This is a genomic window from Streptomyces sp. NPDC000348, from assembly GCF_042898795.1.
Classification (GTDB): Bacteria; Actinomycetota; Actinomycetes; order Streptomycetales; family Streptomycetaceae; genus Streptomyces.
The window spans coordinates 178,068-193,146 of record NZ_JBIAZD010000009.1 but is presented as its reverse complement, the minus strand read 5'-3'; the positions used below and the strand labels follow the sequence as shown (position 1 = coordinate 193,146).

The following is a 15,079-nucleotide window of genomic DNA, read 5'->3' as shown; positions in this document are numbered from 1 at the left end:
TCGATCGCAACCGCGGACAGTCCCCGGCGGGGGCGGAGGCCCTCCCAGGAGGTACATCGGTGCGGCGTGGGGCCTCGGGGGCGTGCTGTGGTGCCGGGCGGGGCGTGCTGACCCCGCCCGGCACACTTCAGGGCCGCTCCTCCAGTTCTCCCTCGGCGGTCAGCCCCAGTTCCCCGGTCAGGGCCTGGTCGCAGCCCTGCTCGGTCTGCCGCAGGGTGATCGTGCGGGAGGCCTTCAGGCCGGTCGTGTCCTGTCCGCCGGACAGTTCGAGGCGGATCCGCGCCCGCCGTTCGTCGTAGCTCTCCGGCAGGCGCAGCTTGACCCGCAGCTGGTCACCGTAGCGGCGCGGAGCACCGCTTCCGCAGTGCCCGTCCACGCACAGCCGGTAGGCGGAGTCCTCGCCGTAGGGCAGCGCGTCGGCCTGCCACGTCACGGCGACCTGCGGGACGAGGTCGAGCAGTTCGCACGGCTCGGAGTCGCCGCCGCAGCCGGTCAGGGTCCACAGGACCGCGCCGACGGCGGCGGCCCGCAGCGGCCGGCTCACCATTTCTTCACGATGCCGGGCAGCGCGTCCTCGGCGAGCTTGATGTCGGTGAAGATGATCTCGCAGTCGTAGTCGGTGGCGTCCGAACAGTCCTTGTCGTCGTTCCAGCCGTCGTCGTCGCCGTCGGAGCCGATGCCCCAGCCGGAGCACAGCCCGCCGGAGATGACGCCCTTGGCGTAGATGTGGCCGTTGGAGAGCACGGTGTAGACGGGCCCGCCGGAGTCGCCGGGGTAGTCGCAGGTCCCGGAGCTCTTCTTGCCCCTGGTGGCGTTCTTGATGATGGTGCCGTCCGAGTACTCGATGGTCAGCTTGCCGCTGGTGACCTTCCAGCCGCAGATCTCGCCGGTGGTGGAACCGCCGGCGCAGAACTTCTGTCCCACCTTGGAGCGGGTCGTCCAGCGGTCCTGGATCCGGCGCGTGGAGGTGCCGTTGGGACCGCCCTTGTAGATACGGGCGGAGACGCCGTACTTGTTCTCGATGACCTCCCCGGTCACCAGGTCCCCGGAGTAGTACGACTTGCCGGCGACCTTCACCGATCCCTTGCTGTTGTTCCAGTTGTCGTAGGCGACGAAGGCGAAGGTGACCCCGGGGTTCCAGCTGTCCATGTAGCCGTTGCCGGTGGTGCAGTGCCCCGCGCTGAGCATGTACGGGTGGCCCTGGTGGGTCCAGGGGAACGCGGTGGTGCACCGCCACCCGTCACTGACGGAACCGTTCGAGGAGACCCGCACCGGCTCGTAGGCGGCACCGCCCTTGAACGGGCTGACGTCGGTGTACCGGCCGGCGGAGGTCCGCAGCGCCGCGACCTCGGGGGCCACGCGGACCGCGACGGTGCCGGTGCCGTACCGCTCGCCGAGCGCGTCGGCCACCGCGTCGTCGGGTTCCGGGAGCTCCACGACGACCCGGTTGGCCTCCGCGTCGACACTGGCGGTGACCAGCTGGGAGGCTCCGGGCACCTCGGTGTCGGGCAGCAACAGCACCTCGTCGACGATGGACTGGAGTTCGGCCTGGCTGTGGTCGACCTCCTCGGTCACAGGAGTGACCGTCCTGTCCTGGGTGGCGACCTCGTCGGCTATGCCGTCCTCGCCGGTGGGGGCGTCCGTGTCGGTGTCCGGATCGCCCTCGGCGCTCCCGTCGTCGCTGCCCAGGGTCACCGGGATGCCGGTGAGGGTGACGGCGGCCGTCGCGTCGGGCTTGGCGGCGCTGTCGGTGACCGGGAGCACGATCCGGTCGGTGTCCTGGTCGAGGTAGGGCGGTGCGAAGGTGTCCGGGGCGGCCTCGGCCCGTTCCTCGGCGACCTCCAGGGCGTACGACTCGACGGTGTCCGGTTCGGCGAGGGTGTCGAGCGCGACGGGTTCGGTCAGCACGTCGACCCGGTTGAGGGTGACCGTCACCGGCTCCGAGGGAGCGGGGCTGTCGCTGCCCTCGAAGCGGACCCGCACCTGCAGGTCGCCGTCCGCGGTGAGCCGGCCGGTGTCCCAGAGCAGACCGGACAGCGAGCCGGCACTCACCGTGGCCGGCCAGGTCACCGCGGTTCCCCCGGCGTCCGTGACCTCGGCGGCCGGGACGTCGGTCCAGGCGTCGGTGTCGGCGCGGCGGTACTGGAAGGTGGCCCCGGTCAGGTCGGTGGGACCGGCGACCGCGAGCGGCACCCGGTGGCCCACCTCCTCGCCGGGCAGCGGGGAGACGAGGCCGGCGGTGCCGACGTGGAAGGTGTAGGTGGCGGCGGCGGAGGCGTTGCCCGCCTTGTCGAGGGCGACGGCCGTCAGACGGTGGCTGCCCTCGTCGGCGACGGTCAGCCGTACGGTGGTGGTGGGTCCGGTGGCCGTGACGGTGGTCTCGGTGCCGTCGTCGAGCCGGTAGCGCAGGGCGTGCAGCCCGGAATCCGTCGACGTCAGCCCGAAGCCGCCGGTGTCGCCCGCGTCGCCGGCCCAGCCGTGGTCGGGGAAGTCCGGTGAGCCGACCTCGGGGGCGGCGGGGGCGGTGGTGTCGACGGTGAACCGGTAGTGGGCCGTGGGCCCCCACGTGCCGGCCGCGTCGACCGCGCGGACGTGCAGGTACCAGATGCCTTCGGCCTTCGTGGTGCCGTACGAAGCCGTGGTGCCGTCGCTGACCGTGTCGGGCACGGTGGTGGCGGACGTGTCGACCGCGTAGCTGTATCCGGCGGCGGAGGCGGTGGTCTGCCAGGCGGCGGTGAAGGCCGTGGTCCGGTAGGCGGCCGACTGGTCCGGGTGGCTGGTCGAGGTGACGGCGGGCCGCAGTGCGAGCGAGGCGTCGACCTGGAAGGGGAAGTGGGCCGCGCTCGCCGACCAGTTCCCGGCCCGGTCCCTGGCCCGTACGTGGAGGTACCAGGTGCCGTCGGAGGCGACGGCCGCGTGGAACGTGGTACCCGTCTGCACGGTGCCCGTGCCGGGCAGCGTGGTCGCGCTCCGGTCGACGCTCACCGCGTAGCTCGCGGCGCCCGAGCCGTCGGTGGGCGCGGTCCAGGAGAAGGTGCCGGTACGGCTCGGGTACACGGCCGTGGTCAGCGGGTGGGTGGACGAGGTGACGGTGGGTGTGCCCGGCGCGGTGGTGTCCACCTGGAATGCGAAGTGCCGGGTGGTGGACCACAGTCCGGCGGCGTTGCGAGCGGCGGCGTGCACGTACCAGGTGCCGTCCGCGCGGTCGGCGGCCGAGACGGTCGTGGAGGTCTGGGTGACCTCCGTGCCGGCGGCGGTCAGCGGGCTCTGGTCGATCTTGACGGCATAGCCGGTGATGGCGCTGGTGTCGCTCGCGCCGAGGGTGCCGGTGAAGTCTTTGCCGGCGTACCAGGAGCCCGGCGAGGCATGGCTGGTGCTGGTGATCGTCGGGGCCGTGGGCGCGCTCGGGTCGACGGTGAGCGTGCGCCAGGTGGACCACGACTTGGACCAGTTGACCGAGTCGTAGGCCCGCGCCCGCCACTTGTAGACGCCCGCGGGCAGGGTCGGCGAGGACCAGCTCGCGATGGAACCCGGGGCGAGGTAGGCCGTGTTGCCGGTGGTCCTGCGGGCGGTCAGCTCGGCGTCCCACACCTCGAAGGTGTAGCGCAGCTCGTCGAGGTCGGGGTCGCCGGCGCGGGCCCGCAGGGTGGGCGTGGCGTCGCTGGTGGCGGTGCCGCTGAACGGCAGGAAGCCGCTGGTGGCGCCGGGGTAGGAGTCGTAGGTGACGCTGAGGTGCGGTTCGGTGGTCTCGTCCTCGCCGGAGACGTGGTTGGCCGAACGGTAGCGCCGCCAGGTCAGCGAGTCGTTCTCGTCCACGCCGCGCACCTGCACGCCGTGGTTGTCCTCGCCGTCGGCCCAGGACTGGACGATGGCGTCGACGTCGAAGCCGACGGTGCCCGCGGGGCAGTCGGCGGAGTAGCCCTTGGCGGCGGTGTTGGTGGCCGCGCCGGTGGTGGTCGTCGTCGGCTGCTCGGCCCAGGTGACCGCGGAGGAGGTCCAGGCGGAGGTGATCCGCCGGATCTGGGTGCCCGAGCCCTCGGCACAGGACGAGGACCAGGTCGAGTAGAGCGACAGGTCGGTGTCGACGATGTGCTTGCCCGCCAGGGCGGACACGTCGAACTTCAGGTACGAGCGGGCTTTGGTGGTTCCGCCGTCGTACGTACCCGACTTCAGCTCGGTCGAGGAGACCTGCGAGTCGGGGTAGTTGGTGGCGACCCAGGTGTCGGTGGACGCGGCCAGCGTGGACGTGGGGTCCACGGTGACCGGATAGTCGGCGGCGGCGAGGAACTCGGGGTCCGGGGTGAGCACCAGGGTCTGCTGCCCGTCTGCGCCCTCCTCGATCTCGGTGTCCACGGGCGCCTGCCGCCCGGACTCGCCGGAGAGCCGGTCGCGGCTGGAGTCCCACATCATCGGCGCGGGTGCCTCCGCGACGAGCTTGCCGCCGGTGTCCTTCAGGAGCAGGTGACCGGAGTCGTCGCGGGACAGGCGCAGCCCGTCCACGCGAACCGGTATGCGGTAGCCGACCCGCTCCTCGGGAGCCCGGTCCAGCAGGATGTTCTGGGCGAAGCCGTCCGCGAGCGCGGTGACCGTCAGCGTCGCGTCCTTGCCCAGTGCGTACGAGGCGGTGTCGCCGCGCACCTCGGGAACGGGCAGCTGATCCTCCCAGCCGAGCCCGAAGGAACGGTTCCCCTGGGTGACCCTGGCGAGCCGGGTGTCGCCGCCGTCGGAGACCTCGATGTCGGTGCCGGTGACCTCGGGGGTGAGGCTGGCGCCGGTGTCGGAGAGCGTGGTGTCGATGTCCCGCCAGGTGCCGCCCTCCTTCACCCGGACCGGCGCGGCGTAGGCCTCGGCGGTGAGTGTCCCGTCCGGGTTGGCCCAGGTACCGCCGGTCTCCGTACGCTCCGACAGGATCTCGATCCGGCGGCCCTGCGCCTGGGCGAGCAGTCGCGCCTCGGACTCGTCGGCCGCCTCGGCCGGACCGAGGTCCGGTGCGGGCGGGGTGACGGCGGCCTGTTCCTCACCGGAGTCCGCCTGCGCTCCCGCGCCGGTCGTCGCCGCGAACCCGCCCGCGAGGGCCAGCACCAGCATGGCCGCCGCAGCCTTCTTCCTGCTCCCCCGCCAGGATCTTCGCCTGGTTCGGACGGAGCTGTTCCGCACTGACGTCGACAAGGTCGTGTCCCCTCCCTGATGAAACCCGAGCAAGATCCACTCGGGAAGGGGGGAATTATGCGGCACGTTTGACGGAATTTGACATTCCGTTAGCACTCCGGCCGTGGTGGTGGATTTTGACGGCGTCGCGGCGGTGACGGCATGCGCGGACTCGGGCCTGACGTCGGCGGCGCCACGGGGACCCGTGCGGACGGTACTCGCGGGCGCGGTGCCGTTGTCGAGCGCCTGCTCGCCGTCGGCGATCCACAGCCGGTGCCCCAGCGGTGGGTCCGCGACCAGCCACACCTGGACGGGGGCCGGGCGGTGAAGCCCCGTCCGCGCCCTGGCCTTCGTCCACGTGGCGAAGCGCCGACGGGCCGTCGCTCCCGACGGGCCGGACGACGTGGACGGCAACTGCCGCCACGTGCAGCCCGACGTGGCCACGAGCATGATCGCGGCCAGCGCCTCCCGGTCACCGTGACGGCGTCGGCCACCGCCTTGACCGGCTCCGAGAAGGGCTGTCACCGGCTTCCGCCGGAAGGGGTGGGGCGATCAGGCCGGCGCAGCCGGCCTCGTGGGTCTCACACCGGCCGGGATCCGCCGTCCGCCGGCAGCCCGACCCCGGAACCGGCGGGCCGGCGGCGCACGGCGAGGGCCGCGATGTCGTCGTCGAGCCTTCCGCCCGCGTAGTGGAGCAGATCCGCGTGCAGCCGGTCCAGCAGCTCACGGGGCGGTGCCTGGTGGTGGCGCCGCGCCCAGTCCGCCAGCGGGAAGAACTCGCCGGTTCGGTCGCGGGTCTCCGTCACGCCGTCGGTGTAGAGCAGCAGCTGGTCGCCCGGCACGAAGGGGGCGGTGTCCACGTAGTAGTGGTCCCCCAGGAGCGCCGAGAGGTTGAGGGGGGTCGAGGCGAGGGCGGGCTCGAGGACGTGGATCTCCCCTCCGCGCACGAACACCGGTGGCGGGTGCCCGCAGTTGAGGATTCTGACGTGCCCGCCGCAGTGCGGAATCTCGGCGATCAGGGCGGTGGCGAAGTGCTCCGTCTGATCATCGGCGGGAACCGCGGCGCTGTAGCGGGACATGGTGATCTGGAGCCGGCGGATGACGGCCCTGAGGTCGGGCTGGTCGTACGCGTTCTCCCGGAAGCAGTTGATCACCGCGGAGGCGGCCCCCACCGCCGACAGGCCCTTGCCGCGCACGTCGCCGATGAGCAGCCGGACTCCGTACGGCGTGTCGGCGGCCTCGTAGAAGTCGCCTCCGATCCGGGCCTGCTCCTGGGCCGCCAGATACAGCGACTCGATCTCGACGTCCTGGACCCGGTGCGGCAGCGGCCGCAGCAGCACCTTCTGGGCCGCGTCGGCGACGAGCCGGACCTGGAAGAGCGTCTCCTCCCGCTGGAGCCGCAGATGGCTCGCGTACGCGGCCGCCAAGGTGACGGCGGTGATCGCGGCGGCCGTGTACGGCGTCCCCAGGTCGGAGTAGACGAAGCTGAGACCGATCATGATCAGCAGGCAGAACGTCCCCAGGAGCACCGTGGGGAGCACGGGCCACAGTGCGGCGGCGAGGGCGGGTGCCGCGGGCAGCAGACGGCTGAAGGCGATCTCCCTGGGAGTGGAGAACGCCAGGCCGGCGATGAGGGCGGTGACGATCACCGGTGACAGCAGCACGGCTCCCCGCCGGCCACCGTTCGGACGATGGCGGCGTCGGGGCCTTCGCAAGGTGATCACAAAAGGCATCTTATCGGGAGGATACGGGCACCTGTCCGCGACGGTGCGCGTCCTCGGATCCGGTGATCAGCCGCTCGTACGGTTCTCCGGAACGACCGGACGGCAGCGCACGTGTCCTCCCCGCGCGACGCGGGGCCATGGAGGCGGGGCCCGTCAGGAAACCGGCGTCGCGGCCCGGCAGCCGGGGCACAGGCCCCAGAACGTGACCGCGGCCTCCTGGGTGTCGTACTCCTGCGGCAGCCGCGGCTCCATGCAGGGCGCCGCGCCCACCGCGCACTCCACGTCGCGGATGGAACCGCAGGCGCGGCACACGAAGTGGTGGTGGTTGTCGTGGCGCTCGGTCTCGTAGCGGGTGGGGTGACCCGCGATCTGGGTGGATCGGACCAGACCGGCGTCCGTGAGGGCGCGCAGCACGTTGTAGGTGGCCTGCAGGGACAGACGGCCGGTGATCCGCCGAGCGCGCTCACGCAGGGTGTCCGCGTCGAGGTGACCGCCCGAGTCGGAGACGGCCGTCAGCACCGCCATGCGCGGAGCGGTCACTCGCATGCCCGCCGTACGAAGCCGTTCGGCGGCCAGCGCCATCGGTTCATCGGCCGCGCCGGGGGTCGTCATGCCGCCTCGCCCTTCGCCTCACCGTCGGGCCCGGGTGCGCAGGGGTCGCCGGAGAGCTCGAACCACACGCTCTTGCCCTCGGGCCCGGTCTCACAGCCCCACCGTGCAGCCAGCATGTCCACGAGGGCGAGTCCGCGACCGCACTCTTCCTCCGGGCCCGCGTCGGCCGGGCGCGGAAGGTCCGCGGTGCCGTCGCTGACCAGACAGCGAAGGCCGGACACCCGCTCGAGGGTGAGGCGCAGCGGACCGGAGGCATGCCGCAGGGCGTTGCTCACCAGTTCGCTGACCAGCAGTTCGGCGGTCGGTACGAGGTCCTCCAGACCCCACCGCCGCAGTACGTCACGGATGACGGTCCTCGCGGAGGAGCACGCGGTCGGCGACCACGGCAGGGACCAGGGCCCGCCCACGAACGATTCCACACGGGTCCCGGCCGCCACGCCGGAGGGCAGGGCGGCAGCCGGTCGCTGAGGGCCGGGGACGGCCACATCGGCGATCGTTCCACCCGGGAGGGGCTCCCGGGGAGCTGTGCGATCCATGGTGCGCTTTCGGGGACGATTGCAATCTTCCTTACGACCGTACGCCTTTTCTTGAATCGGTCAAGTTTGTGGATGACGTCCTTTTTCGTGATTCCGCACGGTCTTCGATGCACGCACCGCGTCCGTCGCCCCGCGATGTCAGCCGCCCCGCGCGCGGTCCGCGGCGGCCTGGGCGAGCAGCCCGTCGACGAGCGCGCGGAGCCCCTCGGGGTAGGTGTCCCGTGCCGCCGGCTCGGGCCACCGGCCGCCGATGGCGGCCAGGTGCGGTACCCGGGAGGCGTCGAAGGCCTCGCGGCGGACGGGATTCCCGGCATCGGCACGCCGGTGGGGCGAGTGGGCGCGGACGAGGACCTCGCCGACGGGGTCTCGCCGCCCCGGGCCGACGGCGAGCGGCAGATGTCCGTCGCCGTCAACCTCATCAGGTGGAACGCACCGGACCCCGCGGGCGATCCGCGGCCCCACCCCGTCGACGACGCGCTGAAGACGCTGTACGGACAGGCGATGTGCGCCACCACGGACACCCGCGGCCGGACGCCCGGGCCGACGGGAACCGTCTGAAGCCACACCCCGGACCCCTCCGGGAAGCACAGGCGGCACGGGGTGGACGTCCGGGTCCTCACGGAGAGGGGACTCACCTGGCGGGCGGACGGGAAGCAGCGGCTCTCAATCGGCCGGACGCGCTCCCGGACGCCGTCCCGGCCCCGCGCTCCCGTTCACGGACCGGAGCAGGGCGTGCTGGCGACGGACCTGGTCACGGCCCCGGTAGGGCTCGCGCCGGCCCTCGTACTCGCTGGAGAGCCAGCCCTGCCAGCCGGCGGTGCGCAGGGTGGCGACGATGTCGTGCCAGGGGATGTGCAGGTCGGTGAGCCGGTCGTCGATCTCGAAGAACTTCGCCTGGATGAAGTGCACGTGCGGCAGGACGTCGGCGAGGTCGGACATGGGGACGGCCAGGGGTTCCAGGAACGCGGGGCGCTTCGTGCCCTCGAAGCCCTCGTGGCCGTCGTCGACCGGAGCCGTCTGGAAGATGCCGGTGTCGATGAGCAGCTTGAAGTGGTCGCTGCCGGTCCGGCCGATGAAGTCGAGGTACGCCTGCGTGACCGGGTGCTTGATCGGGGTGGGGCTGTGGATCTCGGGGCAGATGACGACGCCGAGGTCGGCCGCGAGGTCGAGGACCCGTTCCACGGCGGGCTGCCAGAGGGGGTGCGGGTCGAGTTCCGGTGTGACGACACCGAACTTGGGGCGGATGGAGGTGAAGCCGAGCAGCTTGGCCAGGCGCAGGTCGCGCGCGAGCTGTTCGCGGCCCTCTTCGGCGGTGAGGTCGCGGTCGCGCCACATGGCGGTGTCGACCCAGGAGCCGTAGTTCGTCGGCGTGAGTCCGTACCGTTCCAGCATCCGGTGCCAGGCTTCGATCCAGTCCGGGTCGGGGTGCGGGTAGCCGGGGACGTTGCCTTCGCCGAGGATCTCGATGCCGGTGGCGCCCAGGTCGGCGATGTCGGCCATGGCGTCCTCGAGGGTCATCGACGTGTACAGGTCGCCCGAGTAGCTGTAGAGCGAGACGCCGTAGCGCAGCCCGTGTGCGGCGCCGTCCTCTTCGGGCACGATCGTGGCCGTGGCGGTGGAGCGGAACACGGACGGCCCGGCGACCTCGGGGATGTAGGGCCGGCGCAGGTGGACCGCGACCTCGATCCGGTGGACGCCCGCGCTCAGGCCGCCCCGGTGATCGACGGAGAGCGTGGCGGTCTCGTCGAGCTGCCAGCGCACGTCCGTGGAAGCGCGCAGTTCGCCGAGGGTGAAGGTGCGGCCCTGCAGCGTCCAGCGCTGCGCTTCTCGCGGGAACGGGTGTCCGTCGACGATCACGTCGGCGCCGTCGACGAGGCTGCCGGCGATCCCTCGGTAGTTGGGGTTGCGCAGGAGGATCTGGAAGCCCGTGACACCGGTGTCGTCGGTCGTGTTGCGGAATCCGCGCTGCTGGATGATCGGGCGTTCGAGCATGGTCGTCCTTCGTGACGGGTACGGGGTGGAATCGGGGTTCGGGCCGCGGCCGGCCGGGCCGTGTGCGGGCGGGGCTGCGGACTCAGCCCTCGCGGTCCTCCAGGCCGTAGAGGGCCATGCAGGCCACCTGCACCAGGCAGAGCGCGGCGGGAAGCCCGATGAAGGCCCACTCGATGGCCTGGCCCGCCCGGTCGGAGACGTGGTCGGCGCGGTATCCGCCCCAGGCGAGGGCCCAGGCGAAGAGGGAGCCGCCGAGCGCCGTGCCCACCTTGGTGGCGAAGCTGTAGCCGGCGTACAGCAGGCCCTCGTCGCGGCGGCCGGTGAGGGTTTCGTGGTGGTCGATCGTGTCCGAGACGAGCGCCGGGGCCGCGACGAAGCCGAAGCCGCCGATCAGGTTGGCGAACAGGAAGACGGCGAGGAACACCATCGGCTGTCCGTCCAGGAAGAAGAGGAGGACGTACAGGACCGCTGTGGCGACGAGACCGATGTCGATGCCCCGGCGCTTGCCGGTGCGGCGCAGGAACCAGGGGGTGACGAAGGAGCCGACCAGGGCCGACAGGGAGAACGCGAGCAGGATGTAACTGGTGGCCCAGGCGTCGTCGAGGACCTCGCGGGCGTAGAAGACGGCGCCGGCGGTGATGATGCCCAGGCGGACGAAGGCGACGAGCGACGCGGCGCTCACGCCCAGCCAGTGACGGTTGCTCCGCAGCGACGCGAGTGCGCGCCAGGTGGTGGCCTCGCGGGCGACCGGTGCGGCGGGGCGTTCGCGGCACAGCAGGGCGACGATCCAGTAGAGCAGGGTGCCGACCGCGCCGAGGACGACGGCCATGCCCGTGAAGCCGCGGGCCCGGTCGGCGCCGCCCAGGGCGCCGACGAGCGGCATGACGGCGAGGGAGACGGCGATCAGCCCCAGCGAGGCGCCGACGAACCGGTAGCCGCTCATCCTCAGGCGTGTGTCGGCGTCGTCGGTGAGCATGGGCAGCATCGCGCCGTAGGGGACGTTGACGAGTGAGTGGCTGATGCCGACGGCGACGAAGGTGACCGCCGCCCAGACCACGGCCGTGGTGCCGGTGCCGGGCGAGGAGAAGGCCAGGGCGAAGGCGATGCCGAGGACGGGTGCGGCGAAGATCAGGTAGGGGCGGGCGCGGCCGAACCGGCTGCGGGTGCGGTCGACGGCCAGGCCGACCACCGGGTCGATGACCGCGTCCGCGATCCGGCCGACCAGCAGGATGGTGCCGGCGGTGGCGGCGGCCAGGCCGGCGACGTCGGTGTAGTAGTACAGCAGGAACGCCGTCAGCGTGGTCCAGGTCAGGTTGGACGCCAGGTCACCGAGCCCGTAGCCGAACTGGGCGGCTTTGGCCGGCGGGAGCGGCCGGGCGCTGGACTCCGGGGTCGCGGCGGTGGCGGGGGAAGGTACGGCACTCATCGTCGAGTCCCTTCGGGAGGCAGAGGGCACGCCGCCACGACGCGGAGAGGGCGGGGGACTGTGGGCGGCTGCCGGGGACCGCGGCGGATCTCGTCCGGAGTCCGCTCGCTGTCGACGGAACTTATGCACACCACAGACATAAGTCAATGGTTTCTCGGCCTTCATACGCACGGCACAGCCACTGTCGATGACGGACGGCGGAGGCATCCGCCCCGAGGATGACCCGGCAGGCCGCCGACGTCTCACACCCCGCCGACAAGGCGGGCCGGCTCCACCGCGGACGGCCTTCCGCCGGGCGCCCAGGCGGCGAGCGCGTCCGCGGACAGGAGGGTCTCGACGGCGAGGTGGGCCCCGCCCGCGACGCCCGCGGTACCGCCCGCCGACGAGGCCCGGATGGTCAGGTCCGCCGAGGCCAGGGGCAGGGCCCGGCTGCGTACGGTGTGGTCGACGACCCGGAGGAAGGTGCCGTCCCCGCCGGCGACGGCGCCTCCGCCGAAGACCAGGCAGTCGGGGTTGTAGAAGTTCACGAGCGCGGCCATCAGGCTGCCGATGCGCTCGGCGGCGCGCGCCACGGCGGTCAGGCACCAGGCGTCCCCCGCCACGACGCCACGGCCGATGTCGGCCGGAGTGACCTCGCCGGTGGCGCGGTGGACGTCGGCCAGGAAGCGGCTGCGGCCCTCGTGCACGGCGCTCACCGCGTCCCGGGCCAGCGCCCAGCCGCCCGCGAGCGCCTCCAGGCAGCCGGTGCGTCCGCACCGGCACATCACGGAGTTGTCCTCCAGGACGCGGGCGTGCCCTATGTCGCCCGCGGCGCCCTTGCTGCCCCGATGGACGCGGCCCCGGCTGACGACACCCGCGCCGATGCCGGTGCCGACCTTCACGAAGATCAGGTGCCGGTCGTCGTCCAGGCCGGTGCTCCTGGCCTCTCCGAGGGCGAGCAGATTGGCGTCGTTGTCGACCCAGACCGGCACGCCGTGGCGGTCCTGGAGCCGGCCGCGGATGTCGAACCCGTCCCAGCCGGGCATGATCGGCGGCTGCGAGGGCCGGCCCGTGGCGAACTCCACCGGGCCGGGAACGCCGATCACCACGGCCCACAGCCGCTCCGGGCCACGCTCCTCGAGCAGGCCGGCGAACTGGTCGTCGAGGAAGCCGAGCGTCTCCTCGGGGCCCCGGGCGACCGGCCATTCCAGATGGCGGTGCTCCAGCACCCGGGCGTCGAGGTCGGTGAGGGCCACGTCGAGTGCGGCGGCGCCGAGGACGGCGGACAGCACGAGTCCCTCCTCGGCCCTGAAGCGCAGCCGCCTGGGCGCCCGGCCGCCGCTCGACGGGCCGACGTCGGCGTCCTCGAGCAGCCCGAGGTCCATGGCGTCCTCCACCCGCTGGGAGATGACGGTGCGCCCCAGGAGGGCGGCCGCGCCGAGCTCCGGGCGGGTGCGCGCCCGGTTGTGGCGCACCAGGCGCACCACGGTGGAGAGGGCTTCGTACTGGTCGATGGCGGTGGGCGGTCGACGTGACATGCCGACATCATTCCGCACTTCCGCCGTGATGGAGCACTCCCTTGACGACTTTTGCACGTGACGTGCAATAGTGTCTCGCATCATTCCCAGAAGAAGCCGGAGACTGCCATGACGCAGCAGATTCGGGCCGCGGTCGTGGGCACGGGGTTCATGGGGTCCGTGCACGCCCGCGCCGTGACGGCGGCGAGAGGCCGCGTACGCCTGGTCGTCGGCAGTTCGCCCGGACGCGCCCGCGAGCTGGCCGCGGCCGTGCCCGGGGCCGAACCCGCCGGATTCGACGAGATGCTCGCCTCCGACGTGGACGTCGTCCACATCTGTACGCCCAACCACCTGCACTACGACATGGCCCGGCGGGCATTGGAAGCCGGCAAGCACGTGATCTGCGAGAAGCCCCTGGCCGTCTCCGTGAAGGAGGCGGCCGACCTGACCTGCCTCGCGGCACGCACGGGTCGCGTGGCCACGGTGCCGTTCGTCTACCGCTTCTACGCCTCGGTCCGGCTGGCGCGTTCGCTGATCGGCGCCGGCGGCCGCGGGCCGTGGCTGCTGCACGGCTCCTACCTCCAGGACTGGCTCGCCTCGCCCGACGCCGACAACTGGCGCGTGGATGCCGCCCGGGGCGGCGGCAGCCGGGCCTTCGGCGACATCGGCATCCACTGGTGCGACCTGATGGAGTTCGTCACCGGACAGCGCATCACGGCGCTGCAGGCCGTGCTCGGCACCGCTCACCCCGTGCGCGCGGGCCGCCCGTCGGCCACCGAGGACGGCGGCGTGATCTCCTTCCGCACCGACGGCGGAGCCCTGGGCTCCCTGGTGATCAGCCAGGCCAGCGCCGGGCGCAGGAACCGGCTGTGGTTCTCCTTCGACGGTCCCGACGCCAGTTACGCCTTCGACCAGGAGAGGCCCGAGAGCCTCTGGGTCGGCGGCCCGGACTCCAACCGCACGCTGACCCGCGACCCCGCCCGCGCCGGAGGCCGGCCGGACGCGCTGCCCGCCGGACACCCCCAGGGCTACCGCGAGTGCTTCGCCGACTTCGTCGCCGACACCTACGCCGCCGTCCGGGGCGAGACCCCCGACGGCCTCCCCACCTTCGACGCCGGGCTGCGTGCCGCCCGGCTGACCCGGGCCGTGCTCGACTCGGCCGCCGACAACGCCGCCTGGACGGAGATCCCCGCATGAAGCTCGGCATGCTCACCGCCTGCCTGCCCACCTGGCCGCTGGAGCTCATCGCCGACCGGGCCGCGAAGACCGGCTACGAGTGTCTGGAGGTCGCCGTCTGGCCCGGCACCGGCGGCCGCGACTTCGAAGCGGCGCACATCGACGTCGCGCGCTTCGACGCCGGAGAACGCGAACGCGTACAGCGGCTGTTGCGGGAGACCGGTCTCGAGATCTCGGCACTGGCGTACTACGAGAACAATCTCCACCCCGACCTCGAGCGGCGCGAACGGATCCGCACCCACCTCAAGCACGCGATCGACACCGCACAGGCGCTCGACGTGCCGTACGTGGGGACCTTCATCGGCCGTGACCCGTCCCGCAGCGTGCCCGAGAACCAGCGCGAGGCCGAACGCGTACTGCCCGAACTCGTCGCGTACGCGGGCGAGCGCGACGTGAAGCTGATCATCGAGAACTGCGTGATGGAGGGCTGGCACCCCGACGGCCACCCGGGCAACATCGCCTACTCCCCCGAGCTGTGGGAGTGGATGTTCTCCCTCGGCCTGTACCTCAACTGGGACCCGTCGCACCTGCTGTGGCTCGGCATCGATCCACTGGCCACCATCACGCCGTACGCCGACCGGATCGTGCACGCCCAGGCCAAGGACATCGAGGTGGACCCGGTCGCCCGCAACCGGTACGGGTTCTTCGGCACGACCGCCAAGAACGGCGATCCGTGGGCCACCGGGTGGTGGCGCTACCGGGTCCCCGGCCGCGGCCAGGTCGACTGGACCCGCGTCGTCGACCGGCTCTACGAGGCCGGCTTCACCGGCACCCTCTCCGTCGAACACGAGGACCCCTTGTGGGGCGGCACCCCGGAGAAGGTCTGCCAGGGCCTGACCATCGCCCACCACACCCTGCGCCCCCTCGTCACCGGCTGATCCCGCTCGTCCCTCCCCTCCCTCCGGAGCC

Annotated in this window: 11 protein-coding genes and 1 pseudogene; 3 read left to right on the top strand and 9 right to left on the bottom strand. The window is 72.3% G+C overall.

Features of this window, described 5'->3' with window-relative positions; translation table 11 throughout:
• Positions 1-127: 127 nt before the first annotated feature.
• From ACFY3N_RS19585 to ACFY3N_RS19560, 6 genes and pseudogenes are all read right to left on the bottom strand, one after another.
• The gene (locus tag ACFY3N_RS19585; protein ID WP_390817946.1) at positions 128-547 is read right to left on the bottom strand and encodes a hypothetical protein; all 420 of its coding nucleotides are present in this window, start codon (positions 545-547) and stop codon (positions 128-130) included.
• Positions 541-5,088 (bottom strand): DNRLRE domain-containing protein, encoded by a 4,548-nt coding sequence (locus ACFY3N_RS19580; RefSeq protein ID WP_390818090.1) that lies wholly within the window; start codon positions 5,086-5,088, stop codon positions 541-543. Before ACFY3N_RS19580 ends, ACFY3N_RS19585 begins: the two co-directional genes overlap by 7 nt.
• Before the next feature lie 381 nt (positions 5,089-5,469).
• Positions 5,470-5,649, bottom strand: a pseudogene (locus ACFY3N_RS19575) (transposase); the annotation flags it as partial.
• Positions 5,650-5,729: 80 nt separating this feature from the next.
• A complete protein-coding gene (locus ACFY3N_RS19570; protein WP_390817945.1) occupies positions 5,730-6,812 on the bottom strand; it encodes a PP2C family protein-serine/threonine phosphatase in 1,083 nt (360 codons plus the stop codon).
• A 213-nt stretch (positions 6,813-7,025) separates the two neighbouring features.
• Entirely contained in the window at positions 7,026-7,484 is a 459-nt protein-coding gene (locus ACFY3N_RS19565; RefSeq protein ID WP_390817944.1) for a Fur family transcriptional regulator, read from the bottom strand.
• A complete protein-coding gene (locus ACFY3N_RS19560; protein ID WP_390817943.1) occupies positions 7,481-7,891 on the bottom strand; it encodes an ATP-binding protein in 411 nt (136 codons plus the stop codon). Before ACFY3N_RS19560 ends, ACFY3N_RS19565 begins: the two co-directional genes overlap by 4 nt.
• A 264-nt stretch (positions 7,892-8,155) precedes the next feature.
• On the opposite strand from ACFY3N_RS19560, the gene ACFY3N_RS19555 reads away from it, so the two are divergent.
• Positions 8,156-8,578, top strand: a complete 423-nt coding sequence (locus ACFY3N_RS19555) for a hypothetical protein (RefSeq protein ID WP_390817942.1) — start codon at positions 8,156-8,158, stop codon at positions 8,576-8,578.
• A gap of 105 nt (positions 8,579-8,683) precedes the next feature.
• On the opposite strand, the gene ACFY3N_RS19550 is transcribed toward ACFY3N_RS19555, so the two are convergent.
• The 3 genes from ACFY3N_RS19550 to ACFY3N_RS19540 all read right to left on the bottom strand — a co-directional run bounded on the left by ACFY3N_RS19550 (position 8,684) and on the right by ACFY3N_RS19540 (position 12,955).
• Positions 8,684-10,012, bottom strand: coding sequence for a DUF6379 domain-containing protein (locus ACFY3N_RS19550; RefSeq protein ID WP_390817941.1), 1,329 nt, complete (start codon positions 10,010-10,012; stop codon positions 8,684-8,686).
• A gap of 82 nt (positions 10,013-10,094) precedes the next feature.
• Positions 10,095-11,438: an MFS transporter gene (locus ACFY3N_RS19545; RefSeq protein ID WP_390817940.1), complete on the bottom strand. Its 1,344-nt coding sequence runs from the start codon at positions 11,436-11,438 to the stop codon at positions 10,095-10,097.
• Positions 11,439-11,680: 242 nt separating this feature from the next.
• Positions 11,681-12,955, bottom strand: a complete 1,275-nt coding sequence (locus ACFY3N_RS19540; protein WP_390817939.1) for an ROK family protein — start codon at positions 12,953-12,955, stop codon at positions 11,681-11,683.
• Between the two features lie 108 nt (positions 12,956-13,063).
• Between ACFY3N_RS19540 and ACFY3N_RS19535 the strand changes: the two genes are divergently transcribed.
• Positions 13,064-14,131 (top strand): Gfo/Idh/MocA family protein, encoded by a 1,068-nt coding sequence (locus ACFY3N_RS19535; RefSeq protein ID WP_390817938.1) that lies wholly within the window; start codon positions 13,064-13,066, stop codon positions 14,129-14,131.
• Positions 14,128-15,048 carry a sugar phosphate isomerase/epimerase family protein gene (locus ACFY3N_RS19530; RefSeq protein ID WP_390817937.1) on the top strand — a complete coding sequence of 307 codons (921 nt, stop codon included), beginning with the start codon at positions 14,128-14,130 and terminating at the stop codon, positions 15,046-15,048. The genes ACFY3N_RS19535 and ACFY3N_RS19530 overlap by 4 nt, the downstream gene beginning before the upstream one ends.
• Positions 15,049-15,079: the final 31 nt, after the last annotated feature.

Coding starts and splice junctions, on each gene's coding strand:
- ACFY3N_RS19585 (WP_390817946.1), bottom strand. CDS start 547: ATGGTGAGCCGGCCGCTGCGGGCCGCCGCCGTCGGCGCGGTCCTGTGG.
- ACFY3N_RS19580 (WP_390818090.1), bottom strand. CDS start 5,088: ATGCTGGTGCTGGCCCTCGCGGGCGGGTTCGCGGCGACGACCGGCGCG.
- ACFY3N_RS19565 (WP_390817944.1), bottom strand. CDS start 7,484: ATGACGACCCCCGGCGCGGCCGATGAACCGATGGCGCTGGCCGCCGAA.
- ACFY3N_RS19555 (WP_390817942.1), top strand. CDS start 8,156: ATGTCAGCCGCCCCGCGCGCGGTCCGCGGCGGCCTGGGCGAGCAGCCC.
- ACFY3N_RS19550 (WP_390817941.1), bottom strand. CDS start 10,012: ATGCTCGAACGCCCGATCATCCAGCAGCGCGGATTCCGCAACACGACC.
- ACFY3N_RS19545 (WP_390817940.1), bottom strand. CDS start 11,438: ATGAGTGCCGTACCTTCCCCCGCCACCGCCGCGACCCCGGAGTCCAGC.
- ACFY3N_RS19540 (WP_390817939.1), bottom strand. CDS start 12,955: ATGTCACGTCGACCGCCCACCGCCATCGACCAGTACGAAGCCCTCTCC.
- ACFY3N_RS19535 (WP_390817938.1), top strand. CDS start 13,064: ATGACGCAGCAGATTCGGGCCGCGGTCGTGGGCACGGGGTTCATGGGG.
- ACFY3N_RS19530 (WP_390817937.1), top strand. CDS start 14,128: ATGAAGCTCGGCATGCTCACCGCCTGCCTGCCCACCTGGCCGCTGGAG.